General features: G+C 71.8%; 12 protein-coding genes. 4 read left to right on the plus strand and 8 right to left on the minus strand.

The window, feature by feature from the left end; genetic code table 11:
• Positions 1–33 precede the first annotated feature (33 nt).
• On the plus strand, positions 34–588 hold the full coding sequence (locus AB8735_RS15835; protein ID WP_372408000.1) for a GtrA family protein: 555 nt from the start codon (positions 34–36) through the stop codon (positions 586–588).
• A 143-nt stretch (positions 589–731) separates the two neighbouring features.
• Here AB8735_RS15835 and AB8735_RS15840 read toward each other — a convergent pair whose 3' ends face one another.
• From AB8735_RS15840 to AB8735_RS15850, 3 genes are all read right to left on the minus strand, one after another.
• The gene (locus tag AB8735_RS15840) at positions 732–5,726 is read right to left on the minus strand and encodes an NAD-glutamate dehydrogenase (RefSeq protein ID WP_372408001.1); all 4,995 of its coding nucleotides are present in this window, start codon (positions 5,724–5,726) and stop codon (positions 732–734) included.
• Positions 5,727–6,115: 389 nt separating this feature from the next.
• Positions 6,116–6,778 (minus strand): HAD family hydrolase, encoded by a 663-nt coding sequence (locus AB8735_RS15845; RefSeq protein WP_372408003.1) that lies wholly within the window; start codon positions 6,776–6,778, stop codon positions 6,116–6,118.
• 84 nt (positions 6,779–6,862) lie between these two features.
• Positions 6,863–7,366, minus strand: coding sequence for a hypothetical protein (locus AB8735_RS15850; RefSeq protein ID WP_372408005.1), 504 nt, complete (start codon positions 7,364–7,366; stop codon positions 6,863–6,865).
• 236 nt (positions 7,367–7,602) lie between these two features.
• Here AB8735_RS15850 and AB8735_RS15855 point away from each other — a divergent pair, with 236 nt between their 5' ends.
• Complete coding sequence (locus tag AB8735_RS15855; RefSeq protein ID WP_344032058.1) at positions 7,603–8,046, plus strand: Rv3235 family protein; 444 nt, start codon at positions 7,603–7,605, stop codon at positions 8,044–8,046.
• An 84-nt stretch (positions 8,047–8,130) separates the two neighbouring features.
• Here the strand turns inward: AB8735_RS15855 and secA are convergent, their stop codons facing one another.
• Positions 8,131–10,947 (minus strand): preprotein translocase subunit SecA, encoded by a 2,817-nt coding sequence (gene secA, locus AB8735_RS15860; protein WP_344032056.1) that lies wholly within the window; start codon positions 10,945–10,947, stop codon positions 8,131–8,133.
• Positions 10,948–11,224: 277 nt separating this feature from the next.
• Here secA and AB8735_RS15865 point away from each other — a divergent pair, with 277 nt between their 5' ends.
• Together AB8735_RS15865 and AB8735_RS15870 are read left to right on the plus strand one after the other, a co-directional pair.
• On the plus strand, positions 11,225–11,815 hold the full coding sequence (locus tag AB8735_RS15865; protein WP_372408007.1) for a GNAT family N-acetyltransferase: 591 nt from the start codon (positions 11,225–11,227) through the stop codon (positions 11,813–11,815).
• Positions 11,816–11,851: 36 nt separating this feature from the next.
• Entirely contained in the window at positions 11,852–13,057 is a 1,206-nt protein-coding gene (locus AB8735_RS15870) for a winged helix-turn-helix domain-containing protein (protein ID WP_372408009.1), read from the plus strand.
• 41 nt (positions 13,058–13,098) lie between these two features.
• Here the strand turns inward: AB8735_RS15870 and AB8735_RS15875 are convergent, their stop codons facing one another.
• The 4 genes from AB8735_RS15875 to AB8735_RS15890 all read right to left on the minus strand — a co-directional run bounded on the left by AB8735_RS15875 (position 13,099) and on the right by AB8735_RS15890 (position 17,807).
• The gene (locus tag AB8735_RS15875; protein ID WP_372408011.1) at positions 13,099–13,848 is read right to left on the minus strand and encodes a response regulator; all 750 of its coding nucleotides are present in this window, start codon (positions 13,846–13,848) and stop codon (positions 13,099–13,101) included.
• 244 nt (positions 13,849–14,092) lie between these two features.
• Positions 14,093–14,779 (minus strand): ribosome hibernation-promoting factor, HPF/YfiA family, encoded by a 687-nt coding sequence (gene hpf / locus AB8735_RS15880; protein ID WP_372408013.1) that lies wholly within the window; start codon positions 14,777–14,779, stop codon positions 14,093–14,095.
• A 269-nt stretch (positions 14,780–15,048) separates the two neighbouring features.
• The gene (locus AB8735_RS15885; protein ID WP_372408014.1) at positions 15,049–15,864 is read right to left on the minus strand and encodes a ComF family protein; all 816 of its coding nucleotides are present in this window, start codon (positions 15,862–15,864) and stop codon (positions 15,049–15,051) included.
• Between the two features lie 122 nt (positions 15,865–15,986).
• Complete coding sequence (locus AB8735_RS15890; RefSeq protein WP_344032081.1) at positions 15,987–17,807, minus strand: LpqB family beta-propeller domain-containing protein; 1,821 nt, start codon at positions 17,805–17,807, stop codon at positions 15,987–15,989.
• Between the last annotated feature and the right edge of the window lie 3 nt (positions 17,808–17,810).

Raw genomic sequence — 17,810 nt, forward strand, 5'->3', positions numbered from 1 at the left:
AATGTCCGCTATGCGTGGCGAACGTATCGGGAGATGCCCTTGCGACAGGTGAAGGCAAGAGGAAGTCGTCCGCACAGCCCGTCGGGACTGCTGGCACTCGGCCGGGAATTCGCGAAGTTCGGCACGGTCGGCGGCATCGGGATCTTCGTCAACTTCGGCGTCTTCAACCTCTGCCGGGGGATCACCCGCCTCCCGGTCGTCCGGTGCAGCGTGATCGCCACCGTCGTCGCCATCGCCTTCAACTATCTGGGCCTGCGGTACTTCACCTACCGGGACCGCCGGCGCGGCGCCCCCGGCCGGGAGGTCGCCCTCTTCGCCGCCTTCAGCGCCGCCGGCCTGGTCATCGAGAACGGGGTGCTCTACGTCGCCACCTACGCCTTCGACTGGAACACCCCGTTCCAGAACAACGCCTTCAAGTTCCTGGGCATCGGCACGGCGACCCTGTTCCGCTTCTGGGCCTACCGGGCCTGGGTGTTCCGGACCGGCCCCGGCCGCGGACCACGGCCCGCCCCGTGTCACGACGCACCCGCCGGCCACCCCGGCGACCCCGCCGCATACCGACCCGAGACCACCGCACCTCCACCGTAGGAACCACCGGACCCAGGGCAGCAGGCCCGGGCGGCCGGACCGCCAACACCAGCGGAACCGGCAGGAACCAGAACGTGAAAAAGGGGACGGAAAAAGGGGCGGCCCCGGGGTGTTCACCCCGGGGCCGCCCCTTGTCACCGCTGTCAGGTGTGCGTGCGCAGCAGCGTCCGCATCGTCCGCATGGCCACCGACAGGTTGGCCAGGTCGAACGAGTCCGAGCCGCGGATCTCGTCGAGCGTGGTGCGCGCCCGGGTGAGGATCGGCGCGTTCCTCTCCTCCCACGCCGTGAAGCGCTGCTCCGGCGTCGAGGAGCCGTTGCCCACCGAGAGGATGTCGGCGGTCAGCGCTGCGTGGCAGGCGTACAGGTCCTCGCGGATGGAGGCGCGGGCCATCGACTGCCAGCGGTCGGCGCGCGGCAGCTCGATGATCCGGTCCATCAGCTGGCTGATGTGCAGCCGGTCGCCCAGGTCGTAGTAGACCTCCGCGACGAACAGCGGCTCCTTGCCCGTGCGCTCCGCGATGGCCACGATGTCCAGCGCCGGGAAGACCGACGAGAAGCCGGCCACCCGGACCGCCAGCTCGTCCGGGACCCCGGCGGCGGCCAGCTCGTCGTGGATGGACTTCCACCACTCGAGGTCGTCGCCGCGCAGCAGCTTGGGCAGCTCGGCCCAGACCGTGGCCACGCCGTCGCGGAAGAACCCGATGGTCTCCGCGAGTTCGAGCGGCTGCGGCCGGTTGTTGAGCAGCCAGCGGGTGCCGCGCTCGACCAGGCGCCGCGAGTGCAGCCGCACCTGCGTCTGGATGTCGGCGGCCGTCGTGTTGTCCAGCGCCTCGACCGCGTCCCACACGGCGTTGAGGCCGAAGATCTCGCGGGCGGCCGTGTGCGCCCGGACGATCTCCTCCAGCGACGCCCCGGTCTCCTCCCGCAGACGGTGCAGGAAGGTCGAACCACCGGAGTTGACCGTGTCGTTGACGAGGACGGTCGTCACGATCTCGCGGCGCAGCGCGTGGTGGTCGATCTGCTCGCCGAACGACTGCCGCAGCGCGGTCGGGAAGTAGGCGTAGAGCAGGCGCTGCAGGTACGGGTCGTCCGGCAGCCCGGTGGTGAGCAGCTCCTCGGCCGTGGTGATCTTGATGTAGGCGAGGAGGACCGCGAGCTCCGGCTGGGACAGCCCGCGCCCGGCGGAGAGCCGCTCGCGGATCTGCCGGTCGGTGGGCAGGAACTCCAGCCCGCGGTCCAGGTGGCCCTCGCGGCTGAGGCGGCGCATGATCCGGTGGTGGGCGTGGAGCAGGCTGGGTGCCTGGGCCACGGCGTTGGCCAGGGCGACGTTCTGCGCGTAGTTGTTGCGCAGGACCAGCTCGCCGACCTCGTCGGTCATCTGGGCGAGCAGCTTGTTGCGCTGCTTGACGGTCATGTCGCCGTCGGTCACCAGGGCGTTGAGCAGAATCTTGATGTTCACCTCGTGGTCGGAGGTGTCCACACCGGCGCTGTTGTCGATCGCGTCGGTGTTGATCCTGCCGCCCGACAGGGCGAACTCGATGCGGCCGAGCTGGGTCAGGCCCAGGTTGCCGCCCTCGCCGACGACCTTGACGCGCAGGTCCTGGCCGTCCACCCGGATGGGGTCGTTGGCCTTGTCGCCGACGTCCGCGTGGGACTCGGCGGAGGACTTGACGTAGGTGCCGATGCCGCCGTTCCACAGGAGGTCGACCGGGGCACGCAGGATGGTCTTCATCAGCTCGGCCGGGGTCATCTTGGTGACGCCCGCCTCGATGCCGAGGGCCTCGCGGACGTGCGCGTTGACCGGGATCGACTTGGCCGTGCGCGGGTGGATCCCGCCGCCCTTGGACAGCAGGGTCTTGTCGTAGTCGGCCCACGACGAGCGGGGCAGCTCGAACAGGCGCCGGCGCTCCGCGTAGGAGGTGGCGGCGTCCGGGTTCGGGTCGATGAAGATGTGCCGGTGGTCGAAGGCGGCCACCAGGCGGATGTGCTCGGAGAGCAGCATGCCGTTGCCGAAGACGTCGCCGGACATGTCGCCGACGCCGACGACGGTGAAGTCCTCGGTCTGGGTGTTGTGGCCCAGCTCGCGGAAGTGGCGCTTGACCGACTCCCAGGCGCCGCGGGCGGTGATGCCCATGCCCTTGTGGTCGTAGCCCGCCGAGCCGCCGGAGGCGAACGCGTCGCCCAGCCAGAAGCCGTAGGACTCCGCGACCTCGTTGGCGATGTCGGAGAAGGTCGCGGTGCCCTTGTCGGCGGCGACGACGAGGTAGGTGTCGTCCTCGTCGTGGCGCACGACGTCCTTGGGCGGGACGACCTCGCCGCCGACCATGTTGTCGGTGATGTCGAGCAGACCGGAGATGAAGGTCTTGTACGAGGCGATGCCCTCGGCCAGCCAGGCGTCGCGGTCCACCGACGGGTCCGGCAGCCGCTTGCCCACGAAACCGCCCTTGGCGCCGACGGGCACGATGACGGTGTTCTTCACCATCTGCGCCTTGACCAGGCCCAGGATCTCGGTGCGGAAGTCCTCGCGCCGGTCGGACCAGCGCAGACCGCCGCGGGCGACCTTGCCGAAGCGCAGGTGCACGCCCTCGACGCGCGGGGAGTAGACCCAGATCTCGAAGGCCGGGCGGGGCGCCGGCAGGTCCGGGATGGCCTGCGGGTCCAGCTTGATCGAGAGGTAGTCGTGCGACCGGCCCTCCGCGTCCCGCTGGAAGTGGTTGGTGCGCAGGGTGGCCTTGATGACGGTGAGGAAGGCCCGCAGGATGCGGTCCTCGTCCAGGCTCGCCACCTGGTCCAGGGCGCCGTCCAGCTCCTCCAGCATCCCGTCGATCAGCTCGTTGCCCGCGCGCTGGAGCGTCGGGGACATCCGGGCCTCGAAGAGGTTGACCAGGAGGCGGGTGGTGTGGACGTTGTTGCTGAGGGTGTCCTCCATGTACGACTGGCTGAAGGTCACCCCCGCCTGCCGCAGGTACTTGGCGTAGGCCCGCAGCACCATGGCCTGGCGCCAGTCGAGACCGGCGCGCAGCACCAGCTTGTTGAAGTTGTCGTTCTCCGCGGCGCCGGTCCAGACGGCGGCGAACGCCTCCTGGAAGCGGCCGCGCGCGTCGTCGCCCTCGACGTGCTCGGGCATCCGCAGGCCGAAGTCGTAGACCCAGGCGGTGGTCCGGTCCGAGCAGCGCAGCTCGTACGGGCGCTCGTCGATGACCTCGACGCCCAGGCGGTTGAGCACCGGCAGGACGGCGGAGAGCGAGACGGGGGCGCCCGTGCGGTAGATCTTGAAACGGCGCTCGCCGGGGCCCGCGCCGACCGGCTCGTAGAGGCTGAACTCGAAGTCGCGGTCACCGCCGCCCGTGGTCAGCTTCTCCAGGTGGCCCAGGTCGTTGACGGCGGCGCGGGGGCTGTGGTCGGCCTTGTAGCCCTCGGGGAAGGCGTGCGCGTAGCGGCGCAGCAGCTCGGCGGCGCGCTCCTCGCCGACCTCGGCGGTGAGCGTCTCGGCGAAGCCGTCGGCCCAGGAGCGGGCGGCCTCCACCAGCCGGGCCTCGATGCGCTCCTCGTCGGCCTCGGTGAGGTCGGGCAGGGTGGAGCCGGGCTCGACGCGGACGACGAAGTGCAGCCGGGAGAGGACCGATTCGGTGTTCCAGGCCGTGAAGTCGACGCCGGCGCCGTTCAGCTCCTCCTTGAGGATGTCGATCAGCCGGAGCCGGACGCCGGTGGTGTAGCGGTCGCGCGGCAGGTAGACCAGGGCCGAGTAGTAGCGGCCGTACTCGTCGCGGCGCAGGTACAGCCGCAGCCGGCGGCGCTCCTGGAGGTAGAGCACGCTGGTGGCGATGGCCCGCAGCTGGTCGGCCGGGGTCTGGAAGAGCTCGTCGCGCGGGTAGGTCTCCAGGATCTGGAGCAGGTCGCGCCCGTCGTGGCTGTCGGGCGAGAAGCCGGCGTCGGCCAGGACCTGGGCGACCTTGCGGCGGATGACCGGGACGCGGCGCACCGACTCGGTGTACGCGGCCGAGGAGAACAGGCCCAGGAAGCGGCGCTCGCCGGTCACATTGCCGTCGGCGTCGAACTTCTTGACGCCCACGTAGTCCAGGTAGGACGGGCGGTGCACGGTGGCGCGGCTGTTGGCCTTGGTGAGGACGAGCTGCTTGTGCTCACGGGCCTTGGCACGGGCGTCCGCCGGGAGCCTGCTGAAGGAGGCCGACGCCGGGCGGGCCAGCGGGGCGTGGTTGCCCTCGTGGTGGCCGTGGGCGGTGTGGGCCGGGTCGGAGCGGAGGATGCCCAGTCCGGTGCCGGGGACGGCGGTGAGCGCGTCCTCCTCGCCGCCGTCGGCGGCGGGCACCTTGGTCAGCTCGTACTCGCGGTACCCCAGGAAGGTGAAGTGGTCGGCGGACAGCCAGCGCAGCAGCTCGCGAGCCTCGTCCACCTCGGTGACGGGGAGGTCGGCGGGGGCCGGCTCGTCCGGCAGGCCGTCGGCCAGACGGAGCGCGGCGTCGCGCATCTTCTCCCAGTCCTCGACGGCCTCGCGGACGTCGGACAGGACGCGCAGCAGGTCGGCGGTGATCTGCTTGAGGTCGCCGCGGTCGGTCTCGCGGTCGGTCTCGACGTGGATCCAGGACTCGACGAGGGCGTCGTGCGGCAGGACCGCGTCCTTGCCGGCGCCGTGCGCGTCGCAGTTGGAGCCGAGGACCTCCAGCAGGCGGCCGGTCACGTCGCGGCGGACGACCATCTGCGGGTGGATGACGACGTGGATGCCGCGGTTCTGCCGGGACAGCTCGTTGGTGACGGAGTCCACGAGGAAGGGCATGTCGTCGGTGACGACCTCGACGACGGAGTGGCTGCACGTCCACCCGTTCTCCTCGACCGTGGGGGTGTGCACCCGCACATTGGCGGTGCCCTGCGGCCGGTTCTCAGCGAGACGGTAGTGCGACAGCGCGGCGCCGAAGACGTCGACGGGGTCGCGGCCCGTCAGGTCCTCGGGGGCGGTGTGCAGGTAGTAGCGCTGGAGGTAGGCGGCCAGGGCGTCCCCGGCGAGCCCGCTCTCACCCTCCGCACCGGTCGGTGGCGGTCCCCCGGCCGGGCTGTTCTCGGCGACGCGGGCCGCCCGCACGAGCAACTCGGCCTTGGCTTCGTCCAGCTTGGTCTGCATGTCCTCTGGCTCCTGTCGCGCGCCGTTGCGTGACATCGGTGGTGAAGGCATCACGCCGCGACGCGGAATCTCCGGTCGTCTTCGACGGTATGCCGGGATGAGGGGTGGCCGGAACGTCCTGCGGCAACTGTGGCAGACCTGTGAAGAGAGCCGCCGGTGCCGGACGGGGCCGGTTCCTGATGACAGCGCAGGCCCGGGCGTCGTGGCGTTCCGGGCGCGGCACAGCGGCGTCGTCGCCTCTGGCGGATATCGCGCTGATCACCCGGTAAGGCTATCGCTCTTCCGGGGGAGCTCGTCATGAGGCGATTGTGGCAAAACCCGGCGCGCGACTTTGACGGTCCGGACAGTGCCCGGACCCGTCCGTCCTGCCCGGGCCCTTCCCCGGCCCCTCAGCCCACCAGCCGGTCCGCCGTCTCGACCGCCTCCGCCAGCGTGTCGGCCACCGGCACGCCCGCCGAGGCGAGACTGGCCCGGCTGTGCGACCCGCCGCTGTAGAGCACCGCCTTCGCCCCGGCGTGGGCGGCGGCCAGGGCGTCGTCCAGCGCGTCCCCCACGACCACGATCCGCTCCGGGGATATGCCCTCCAGGGCCGCCAGGTGCCGGACCATCTGCCGGGCCTTGCCCTGGTCGCTCCGGCCGGTGCGGCCGTCCACCCGGACGAAGTGCCGGTCTATGCCATAGGTCCGGACCAGGGGTATCAACTGCTCGTGCGGCGCCAGGGAGCACAACGACTGGGTCCGCCCGGCGGCCAGCCGCTCCTCCAGCAGCTGCCGGGCTCCCTCGGCCAGCGCGGCGTCCACCGCGTGGGCCGCGTAGTGCCGGTGGAACGCCTCGTCCATGGCCAGCCACTCCTCGTCGGAGGGGAGCCGGCCCATGAGGCGTTCGTAGAACCTGGGGACGGGCACGCAGTACAGGTCCCGGTAGCGGTCAAGGGTGATCGGCGGCAGGCCGACCTCCGCGAAGGAACCGTTCGTGGCCGCGAGGACGGCATCGACGTCGTGGAGCAGCGTGCCGTTCCAGTCCCAGACGATGTGGGCGCCGTGCTGAGTCATGCAACGACGGTACCGGGGGCCACCGACAACGCCCGGCCCCGGCTGCCGGACCGGCCCCGGCCTCGCCCTTTCCGCCCGGGCCGGCTAGATCAGGTTGGGGATCTCCTGCACCCCGAACCACATCAGCTCGTGGTCCTCGGCCCCGTCCACCGTGAACCGGGCGTCCTCGTCGCCCTGGTCCGCCGCGCCCAGCGCCGCCGCGGCGGCGGCGACGTCCGCCTCGGCGTCGTCCGCGTCCACGTGCACGGCGGCCGCCTTGGACAGACGCACCGGCCGGGCCAGCCGCACCTCGCCGACCGCGTCCCGGTCCAGGCCCCGGTCCGGGTCCACGGCCACCTCGGCGTCCGGCACGTCGACCGCCACGACCACCCGGCGGCGCGCCGCGGACGGATCGACGGCGAGCCGGCGCAGCGAGCCCAGCGCGGCCCGGCCGAGCGCGGCGTACTCCAGCTCCTCCATGTCGTCGGAGGTGTACCACTCGCGCAGCGCCGGGGTGACGGCGTAGGCGTCGACGGGGGCGGGGCCGAGCTCGCCCGTCCTGTGCGCCTCGGCGAGACCGGGGAGGGTCAGGGGGACGTAGACGCGCATGACCGCCGCTTTCCGGAGTACCTACGGTTGTGCTGCCAGCATACGGGGGCGAGTCCCCCTTCGAAGTGCCGGGAGCACCCGGCCCGGTCGCCGCCCGCTCCCCTGCGCACCGCCATGACCAGCGCCGATCCCGGAGCGACCGCCCTGATAGGTGAACTGCCGGGGGCCGCGGGGAGCCCTTGTCCGGCCGGGCGGCACGCCGGTAGAAGATCCCCCGACCGAAGGGGGCGACGAGCTTGAACAGGACCACCGGACCGGGCCGGAATGCGGGCCACCGGAGCGCACCACCACGGCGGACGGACTCCCGCCGCCCGGGCGGCGGCCCGGCGACCGCCCGGCGGACACGGGCGGGCATCCCGCGCTACTGGTTCGCCGAGCAGCTGCTGCTCACCCTCAGCGGGCAGCGCCCGGTCCACCGCATGATCGGGCACACCCTGCCCGCCGCCTACGACCTGCTCGCCGAACTGGCGCCCCGTGCGCCCCTGCGCCCGGCGGCCCCGGGCGGCCGGACGCCCGTCGTCCACCGCTGCGACGAGTTCCAGCCGCGGCCCGGGGTGATCGAGGCGTACGCGCGGATCGTCTCCGGGGACCGGCTGCAGGCGCTGGCCTTCCGGCTGGAGCAGGGCACCGACCGGCGCTGGCGGTGCTCGGCGGTGGAGCTGGACTGCGCCCGGGCCTGAGCCGTGCCCATCCGGAGCCGTGCCCATCCGGAAAGCGGCCGGGGGCGGGACACCCGATGGTGTCCCGCCCCCGGTTCCCGCGGACTACTTCTTGCGGCGGCGGCCGCCGTTCTTCTGGGCCTTGCGGCGCTCGGCCCGGGTCAGGCCGTCCGCCGACGAGCGGGTGACGGAGTCGTCCTCGAAGTCGCCCTCGATGACACCGCCTTCGCCGTCCACCGTCGGGGCGGAGAAGTGCAGCCGGTCAGGCCGCTGCGGGGCGTCCAGGCCCTTGGCGCGGATCTCCGGACGGGCCGCGGCGGGCACGGCGTCCTCGATCTTCTCCAGGGACGGACCCTCGGCGCCGGGCTGCACCGGCACCTCCTCCAGCTGCTGGTCGACCTGGACCTCCAGGTTGAACAGGTAGCCGACGGACTCCTCCTTGATGCCCTCCATCATCGCGGTGAACATGTCGAAGCCCTCGCGCTGGTACTCGACCAGCGGGTCCTTCTGGGCCATGGCGCGCAGGCCGATGCCCTCCTGGAGGTAGTCCATCTCGTAGAGGTGCTCACGCCACTTGCGGTCCAGCACCGACAGCACCACGCGGCGCTCCAGCTCGCGCATGATGTCGGAGCCCAGCTGCTCCTCGCGCGCCGCGTACTGCTCGAGGATGTCGTCCTTGACGGACTCGGCGATGAACTCGGCGGTCAGGCCCGCACGGTCGCCCGCGGCCTCCTCCAGCTCCTCGATGGTGACCCGCACCGGGTAGAGCTGCTTGAAGGCGCCCCACAGCCGCTCCAGGTCCCACTCCTCCGCGAAGCCCTCGACGGTCTCCGCCTGGATGTAGGCGTCGATGGTGTCGTCCATGAAGTGCTGGATCTGCTCGTGCAGGTCCTCGCCCTCCAGGACGCGCCGGCGCTCGCCGTAGATGACCTCGCGCTGGCGGTTGAGGACCTCGTCGTACTTCAGGACGTTCTTGCGGGTCTCGAAGTTCTGCTGCTCGACCTGCGACTGGGCGGAGGCGATGGCCCGCGTGACCATCTTGTTCTCGATCGGCACGTCGTCGGGGACGTTGGCCATGGCCATCACGCGCTCGACCATCTGCGCCTTGAACAGCCGCATCAGGTCGTCGCCCAGCGACAGGTAGAAGCGGGACTCGCCCGGGTCGCCCTGACGGCCGGAGCGGCCGCGCAGCTGGTTGTCGATACGGCGCGACTCGTGCCGCTCGGTGCCCAGCACATAGAGCCCGCCGAGCGACTTGACCTCCTCGAACTCGGCCTTGACCGCGGCCTCGGCCTTCTCGAGGGCGGCGGGCAGCGCGGCCGCCCACTCGTCGATGTGCTCCTCCGGGTCGAGGCCGCGCTGGCGCAGCTCCGCCTCGGCGAGGTCGTCGGGGTTGCCGCCGAGCTTGATGTCCGTACCGCGGCCGGCCATGTTGGTGGCCACGGTGACGGCGCCCTTGCGGCCGGCCTGGGCGACGATCTGCGCCTCGCGCTCGTGGTGCTTGGCGTTGAGCACCTCGTGCGGGATGCCGCGCTTGGCCAACTGCTGCGAGAGGTACTCGGACTTCTCGACGGAGGTGGTGCCGACCAGGATCGGCTGGCCCTTCTCGTGCTTCTCGGCGATGTCCTCGACGACGGCGTCGAACTTCGCGACCTCGGTGCGGTAGATCAGGTCCGACTGGTCCATGCGCTGCATCGGACGGTTGGTCGGGATCGGCACCACGCCGAGCTTGTAGATCTGGTGGAACTCGGCGGCCTCGGTCATGGCCGTACCGGTCATTCCGGAGAGCTTGTTGTAGAGGCGGAAGAAGTTCTGCAGGGTGATCGTGGCGAGGGTCTGGTTCTCGTCCTTGATGTCCACCCCTTCCTTCGCCTCGATCGCCTGGTGCATGCCCTCGTTGTAGCGGCGGCCGGCGAGGATACGGCCGGTGTGCTCGTCGACAATCATGACTTCGCCGTCCATGACGACGTAGTCCTTGTCCTTCTTGAACAGTTCCTTCGCCTTGATGGCGTTGTTGAGGTAACCGACGAGCGGGGTGTTGACCGACTCGTAGAGGTTGTCGATGCCCAGCCAGTCCTCGACCTTGCCCACACCGGACTCGTGGATGCCGACCGTGCGCTTCTTCTCGTCGACCTCGTAGTCGCCGGTCTCCTCGATGCCCTTCTGCGGGTTGGCCGGCTCGCCCCGCTTGAGCCGCGTGACCAGCTTGGCGAAGTCGCCGTACCACTTGGTGGCCTGGTCCGCCGGGCCCGAGATGATCAGCGGCGTACGGGCCTCGTCGACGAGGATCGAGTCGACCTCGTCCACGACCGCGAAGTTGTGGCCGCGCTGCACCAGCTCGTCCTTCGACCACGCCATGTTGTCGCGCAGGTAGTCGAAGCCGAATTCGTTGTTGGTGCCGTAGGTGATGTCGCAGCCGTACTGCTCGCGGCGCTGGGCCGGAGTCATGTTGGCCAGAATGCAGCCGACCGACAGGCCGAGGAACTTGTGGACCCGGCCCATCATTTCCGAGTCGCGTTCGGCGAGATAGTCGTTGACCGTGATGAGGTGCACGCCGTCGCCGGAGAGCGCGTTCAGGTAAGCGGGGAGGGTGCCCACGAGGGTCTTTCCCTCACCGGTCTTCATCTCCGCCACGTAGCCCAGGTGCAGCGCGGCGCCGCCCATGAGCTGGACGTCGTAGTGGCGCTGGCCGAGCACGCGCTTGGCGGCCTCGCGGACGGTCGCGAACGCCTCCGGGAGCAGGTCGTCGAGGCTCTCGCCGTCGGCGTAGCGCTGCTTGTACTCCTCGGTCAGGGCGCGGAGCTCGGCGTCGGAGAGGTTGACGAAGTCCTCTTCGATGGAATTGACCTGGTCCGCGATGCGGTGCAGCTTGCGCAGGATCTTGCCTTCTCCTGCACGCATGATCTTGCCGAAGACGGACACGTAGGCTGACTCCTTGCCGGTCGGGCCTGGCACTGGCTGTCCCCCGCCACCGGCGGGGAGAGGGTGCGCGGGCACGACGGGGCAGTCCCCGCCGCAACGGCCATCGTAAGCGAGGACCCCACCGCGCCGGGAGGTCCGTCATCCCCGAGGTCGGCTCTCACCCGCACGATGAACGAACGGGGCGCCCGCGGAGTGCCCGCCGGGGGTAACCGGAGGGCGCGGCGTTGCCGCGGACGTGCACCCGGCCGTCGTCCGGGTTGTGACATTCTCTGCGCGCATGGAAGCGATATCCCTCACGACCGGACGTCTGGTGCTGCGTCCCTTACTGCCGTCCGACGCCCCGGCCGTGCACGCCGCGTGCCAGGATCCGGAGATTCCGCGCTACACCCCGGTGCCCTCGCCGTACACGGCCGAACACGCCCGCGCCTTCGTGGAGGACAGCTGTCCGGCGGGCTGGCGGGACGACACCGCGTACACCTTCGGCGTGTTCACCCGGGACGAAGGACGGCTGACCGGGGTGATGGCCCTGATGCGGCTCGCCCTCGACGACCCCGCCCGGCAGGCGGAGATCGGCTACTGGACGGCCAAGGAGCAGCGCGGGCGCGGCTACACCGCCGAGGCGGCCCGTGAGGTCGTCCGGTGGGCCTTCGAGGACCTGGGCGCGGAACGGCTCGAGTGGATCGCCGAGGCGGGGAACAAGGGCTCGCGCGCGGTCGCCCTCGCGTGCGGGTTCCGGATGCAGGGCACCGTGCGCGGCCTGATCGTGCACAACGGGACGCGGCGCGACGCCTGGACGGCGACACTGCTCCCCTCGGACCTGGGCCTGCCCTCGCCGACGCCGTACCTGCCCTGGCCGGGACGCGACTGACCGGGCGTTGTCAGTGGCCGGTCCTAGGGTGGCCGCATGACAACTGCCGCTGCCGCCAAGGGCCCTGGGGCCGCCGTCCACCTCACCGCCGACGAGGCGCGCCGCATGGCGCTGCGCGCCCAGGGCCTGCTCGGGGCCCCCGACCGGCGGGCGGGGGTGCGCGGAGTGCTGCGCCGGCTGGGGGCGGTCCAGCTGGACACGATCTCGGTGCTGGCCCGTTCGCACGAACTGGTGCCGTACGCCCGGCTGGGCGCGGTCGGCCGCACGACGGTGGAGGAGGCGTACTGGGCCGCCGGTCCGCAGCCGGCGCACAGTTTCGAGTACTGGTCGCACGCGGCGTGTGTGCTGCCCATCGAGGAGTGGCCGCTGTTCGCCTTCCGGAGGCGGGCCTTCCGGGCGCGGGGCCACCGCTGGCACGTGATGGCGGAGCCGGAGCGCTCGTGCGCGGCGGTGCGCGAGCGGCTCCGGTCCGACGGGCCGCTGACGGCAACCGAGTTGGGCGGGGCGAAGAACGGCGGTCCGTGGTGGGACTGGTCCGAGACGAAGATCGCCGTCGAGTGGCTGCTGGACACCGGCGAGGTCGTCTGCACCGAACGCCGGGGCTGGAAGCGGGTGTACGACCTGGCGGAGCGCGCGGTGCCCGGCGCCCTCCTCCACGACGACCTGGACGACGCCGCGTGCATACGGCGCCTCGTCGCGCAGGCCGGGGCGGCACTGGGCGTGGCCACCCGGGCGGACCTGGCGGACTACCACCGGCTCAAGGGCGAGCAGGTCGACGCGGTCCTGGCGGAGACGGATCTGGTGCCGGTCGAGGTGGCGGGCTGGTCACGGCCGGCGTGGGCCGACCCTCAGGCGCTGGCCGAGGAATCCACGGCGAAGGGCCGGCGGCACCGCACGGCGCTGCTGTCCCCCTTCGACTCGCTGATCTGGGACCGGCCGCGCACGGAGCGGATCTTCGGCTTCACGCACCGCCTGGAGGCATACGCGCCCAAGGCCAAGCGCGTCCACGGGTACTTCGCGATGCCGCTGCTGGCCGGCGGCCGGCTGGTGGGCCGGGTGGACCCGGCCCGCGAGGGGCGGACGCTGGTGGCCCGGCAGGTCTCGCTCGACGGCGCCGCCGCGGTGCCGCCGATGGCCCGGGCGCTGCGGGAGGCGGCGGAGTGGGTGGGCTGCGACGCGGTGCGCATCGAGCGGTGCGACGACGCGGGCCTGGCGAAGGCGCTGACCAAGGCCGTGGCCTGACCCCTGGGCACCCAGCCGCAGCCCCCGACGGCACCCCACCCTCAGCGGATCTCCAGAATCTTCTCGCGCATCGCATACACGACTGCCTCCATCCTGGAGTGCAACTGCAACTTCTCCAGGATGTTGCGCACATGGTTCTTCACCGTGTTCTCACTGATGAACAACTCCTTGGCGATGTCACGGTTGTTCATGCCCGTGGCGACGAGCTTGAGCACCTCCAGCTCCCGGTCCGTGAGGCGGGGGGCCGGGACCAGCCGCCGCTCGTCGGTGCGCTGGATCATCGACTTGAACTCGGTCAGGAGCTTGGACGCCATGGAGGGGCTGATCTGCGACTGGCCGTCGGCGACCGCCCGGATCGCGGTCGCCACCTCGTCGGTGGAGATCTCCTTGAGGAGGTAACCGGTGGCCCCGGCCTTGATCGCGTCGTAGAGGTCGGCCTCCTCGTCGCTGATCGTCAGCATGATGATCTTGGCGCTGGGGGCCACCTCCTTGATGGAGGTGCAGGCCTCGATGCCACCGCGCCGGGGCATGCGCACATCCATCAGCACGATGTCCGGCAGCAGGTCGGCGGCCTTGTCCACGGCCTCCGCCCCGTCCCCGGCCTCGCCGACGACGAGGATGTCCTCCTCGTGGGCCAGCACGATCTCCAGCCCGCGGCGGAAGAGCGCGTGGTCGTCCACGACCAGCACCCGGATCGGCTCGCCCCGGGAGCCCTCCGCGGCCCGCTCCGCGCAGGCGCCCGCGGCGCTGTCCTCACCCGGCCCGGAGACGGGTCCGAACCTGTCCGCCATCGTTCCTCCCCCTGAAGGCCGTGGCCTCGCGGTTGCACTGTTGCCGGAGCCCCAACCGGTCCCGGCGGACCGGCCGTTGCCGCCCGCCCATGATTCCATGCCGGACGGCGGCCCGGCGCTCCCGCTTGCCGCGTGACGGTGTCCCGGAGACCCGAGGGCCTCCGGGACACCGTCACGGGCGACTTCTCCGCGACCGCGCGCCACCGCGGCGTCCCGCGGTCAACCGCCGCGCCGCGGGCCCGGCTCAGCCGCCGAGCGCGCCTCCCGCGCCGCCGGGCGTCTCCTCGGCGAACGCATCGGTGTTGAGGTGGATGACGCCGTAGTCGTAGGCGTGCCGCCGGTAGACGACACTCGGCGTCTTGTTCTCCGCGTCGACGAACAGGTAGAAGTCGTGACCGACCAACTCCATTTCGTAGAGCGCCTGGTCGAGCGACATCGGGGCGGCGGTGTGGGTCTTCTCGCGGACCACGACGGGGCCCTCGCCCCGGATCTCCAGCGAGCCCATGCGGGTCACCGGCACCTCTCCGGCCGTCTCCTCGGTGACGAGCCGGCCGCTCGCGTCGAGCTCGGCGGCGCCGACGGCGGCCGGAACCTCGCTCGCCGGGATGCGTCCGTTGCCCCGGCGGCTGAGCCGCTTGTCGTGCTGCTTGCGCAGCCGCGCCTCCAGCTTGGCCGTGGCCAGGTCGAGCGCGGCGTAGGGATCTGTCGCGGCGGCTTCCGCCCGGATCACCGGTCCGCGTCCGCGCACGGTGATCTCCACTCGGTCCGAGCGGTCGGCCTGCCTGGGGTTGGGCTCCTTGGACACCTCCACGTCGAGGCTGATCACCTTGCCGTCGAGCTTCTGGATCCTGTCCAGCTTCAGCTTCTCGGCCACGTGCTTGCGAAAGCGCTCGGGCACCTCTGTCTTGCGGCCCTTGACGACGATGTCCACGCAGAACTCCGTTCCCGGATCACTCCGCCGACGATGCGGAGCGCATCCCTCTTGCATCAGACCCCGGGGATACCCGGAGCCACCGACACGGCGGTTTCACCTCCTCCTCCCCCTGCTGCAAGATCTACATCCCACCCGTCTCCAGCTTCTTCGACGGCGCACAAAACACGCCAATCCGGAGATACGAGGCATAGCTCCTGCGATTCCTCACAACCGAACATATCTCGCCCGGAAGCCCGTCGGTACCCCCAACCTCGGCGTACCTCCATTCAGGTGTTCTCCGGCCGTTTCCCTGAAGAACGACGGGCGTTACCGGCGAGTTCCACTTGACATCGGCTTGCCGTCGTCCACCCACGGCGCCCCCGGCCATGCCCTCCCGCCGGCTCCCGGGGCGGCACCGCGACCACCGCCGCACCCACGACCCGGCCGCCCGCCTCCCCCACCGCACGGGCCGCCTCGACCAGGGAGGCACCCGTCGTCATCAGGTCGTCCACGAGGACCACCGGAGCATCCCCGTACCGCCACCGGGCCGCCCCGCCGGCCACCGCCATGGCCCCCGCGACATTGGCGCACCGCCCCGGGGCGTCCAGCCCCACCTGGTCGGCGACGACCCGGCGCTGCCGCAGCACCGCTCCCACGCACACCTCCTCCCCGGCACGCCGCAGCGCCCCGGCCGCCACCACCGCCAGCCGCCGCACCGGATCGTGCCCCCTCCGGACCACCGCCGACCGCGCGGAAGGCACCGGCACGAGCACCAGGGGCCCACTCCCGCCCCTGCCGTCCCGCACCCGGCCCACCGCACCGGACCGCCGTACCGCACCCGCCAGCGCGCCGCCCAGCGCCTCCGCCAGCACCAGGGCACCGCGCTCCTTGTGCGCGAGCAGCACCGACCGCACCGCGTCCGCGTACCACGCCGCCGCGTACACCGGGGGAAGCCCGCCGGGCACCGGATCCGGCCATGCCCTCCGGGGCCGCCCCGTCACCTCCTCGCGGCACTCCTCGCACAGCACGCACCGGTCCTCACCGCACCCCGCGCACTCGGCCGGCAGCACCAGGCCGGCGATCTCCCGCCACCACCCCCGCATGCGGCCACTCTGCCGCCGCGGCAGGCCCGCCGCCACCCCTGTGGATAACTCCGGGTGACCTCTGGCCACAGATCGCGACGGCCGTCCACAGGTCCGCTCCGGGAGGACCGGCCGGACCGGGTCTACCCCGGGTAGACCGGCGCGGAGCCCTTCGCCACAGGCTTCCAGTTGGTGTCCGGCAACAGCCTCACGATGCCGCCGTCCCGCTCGGCGAGCAGCGCCTGCGCCTTGCCCGCCCCCTCCGGCGCCGCCACGCCCCCGACGCCCGTGATGCCCGGCAGCGCCGAAGTGTTGGACAGCGAACCGTCCGTGTCTATGAATTCCACCTGCTGGAGCCCGCCCTGCTCGCTCCCCGCCACCAGCAGCCGGCTCCCGCCGGCCCACGAGACGGCGTCGACGTCTGCCAGCTTCGGCGCGACCGACCTCAGCTCCCGCACCGACAGCCCCGTCCGTCCCCCACTGCCCTGCCGCTCCACCCGACCCAGCCGCAGGACCGACCGGTCGCCATCGGCGACCAGCAGCGCGATCCGCACCCCGTCGGCGGCGACCCGCACCCCGGTGATCCGCTGCCCCTTGGGCCCGTCCACCGGAACCTCCTCGGGAGTCCCCGTTCCCCCGCGCAGCCGCAGCAGCCTCGGACGGTCCGGATCCTGGTCCGCCACCCACAGGTTGCCCGAACCGTCCCAGCTCGGCGTGGTCAGGCCGCCCTTCGGGCCGCCGCGCGCGGTCAGCCGGGCCTCGCCCACCGACGCCCCCGTCTCCAGGTCCACGACGTGCAGTGTCTGTCCGTTCAGGGACACGCCCGCCGCACGGCGCTCCGCCCGGTCCACCGCCACGGACCGCAGCTGCGGCCCGCCGTCCGCGCCGAACGGTCCGGGCACCCGCCGCGGCTCGTCCTCCCCGTCCGCCAGACCGGCCAGCCGGTGCTGCTCGTCGAGGAAGTACTGCCGGTCGGGGCGCCCCGCGGTCTGGTCCGGCCCGTAACCGCGGGCTTCGCCACGATTGAGCGAGCACAGCGTCTCGCCCCCGCTCTGCAGCGTCACCCGGTCGACCCGCGCCGACTCCTGCGCCGTGTAGAAGAGCTGGGCCGCCATCCGCAGGCACTGGTCCTGCCCGGCCCCCTCCGCCTGCTTGCTGAGGCGGACCTTGAGGCTGTTGGAGTCGTCGAGCGACAGCCGCTCGTCCTCCAGCTGCGTCCCCGCCGGGAAGGCCGACGCGGTGACCGGCTCCAGCCAGGTCGTGGGACCGTCGAGCAGCGCCCGCACCGCGGAGGTCACGGTGTCTATGCGCTTGCGCAGGTAGACGGGGTCGGCGACGAGCACGGGCGCGGGACGCGCCTTCCCGCCCACGCCCGGCGCCGGCTCCGTGAAGTAGAACTTGTTGACCGACCGGTAGATGCGCTGGAAGTCCGAGAGACCCACCACCAGACCGGCCGGCAGCGCGTCGATGCGCCACTCGCCGCCCTCGCGCGTGAGGTGGATGCGCTGCCGGTAGGCGCGGGCGTCCGGCCGGTAGGCGTGCTTGGCGTCCACCTGCGCCACCTGCTTGCCGGTCAGCGTGACCGTCAGCTCCGTGTCCCGCTCCCCGCCGCCGGTCTCCACCTGCACCTGCGGGATCGGCTCCGCCAGCACCGTCGTGGAGGCGGTCGGCCGCCACTGCCGCTCGGCCTTCTTCGCCAGATACATCCGGGCGGTGGCGTAGTCCGGGTCGTCGCTCGTCGTCGCCTCCAGGAAGCCCTTGACGAGCTCCAGGGGCTGCTCGTTCTTGCGCGGCGGCACGCCGTAGACCCGCACCTGGGCATCGGCGTCAGCGCGCTGCGCGGAGTCGACGGACTCCACCTCACCGCTGTCCGGCATCGACGCGCAGCCCGCCAGCAGGCCGCCGCACACCGCAGCCGCCAGCAGCGCGACGCCCGGCCGCCGGCGTCGTACGCCGCCGTTCATGCC

The organism is Streptomyces luteireticuli (genome assembly GCF_041519305.1).
Taxonomy (GTDB): domain Bacteria; phylum Actinomycetota; class Actinomycetes; order Streptomycetales; family Streptomycetaceae; genus Streptomyces; species Streptomyces luteireticuli.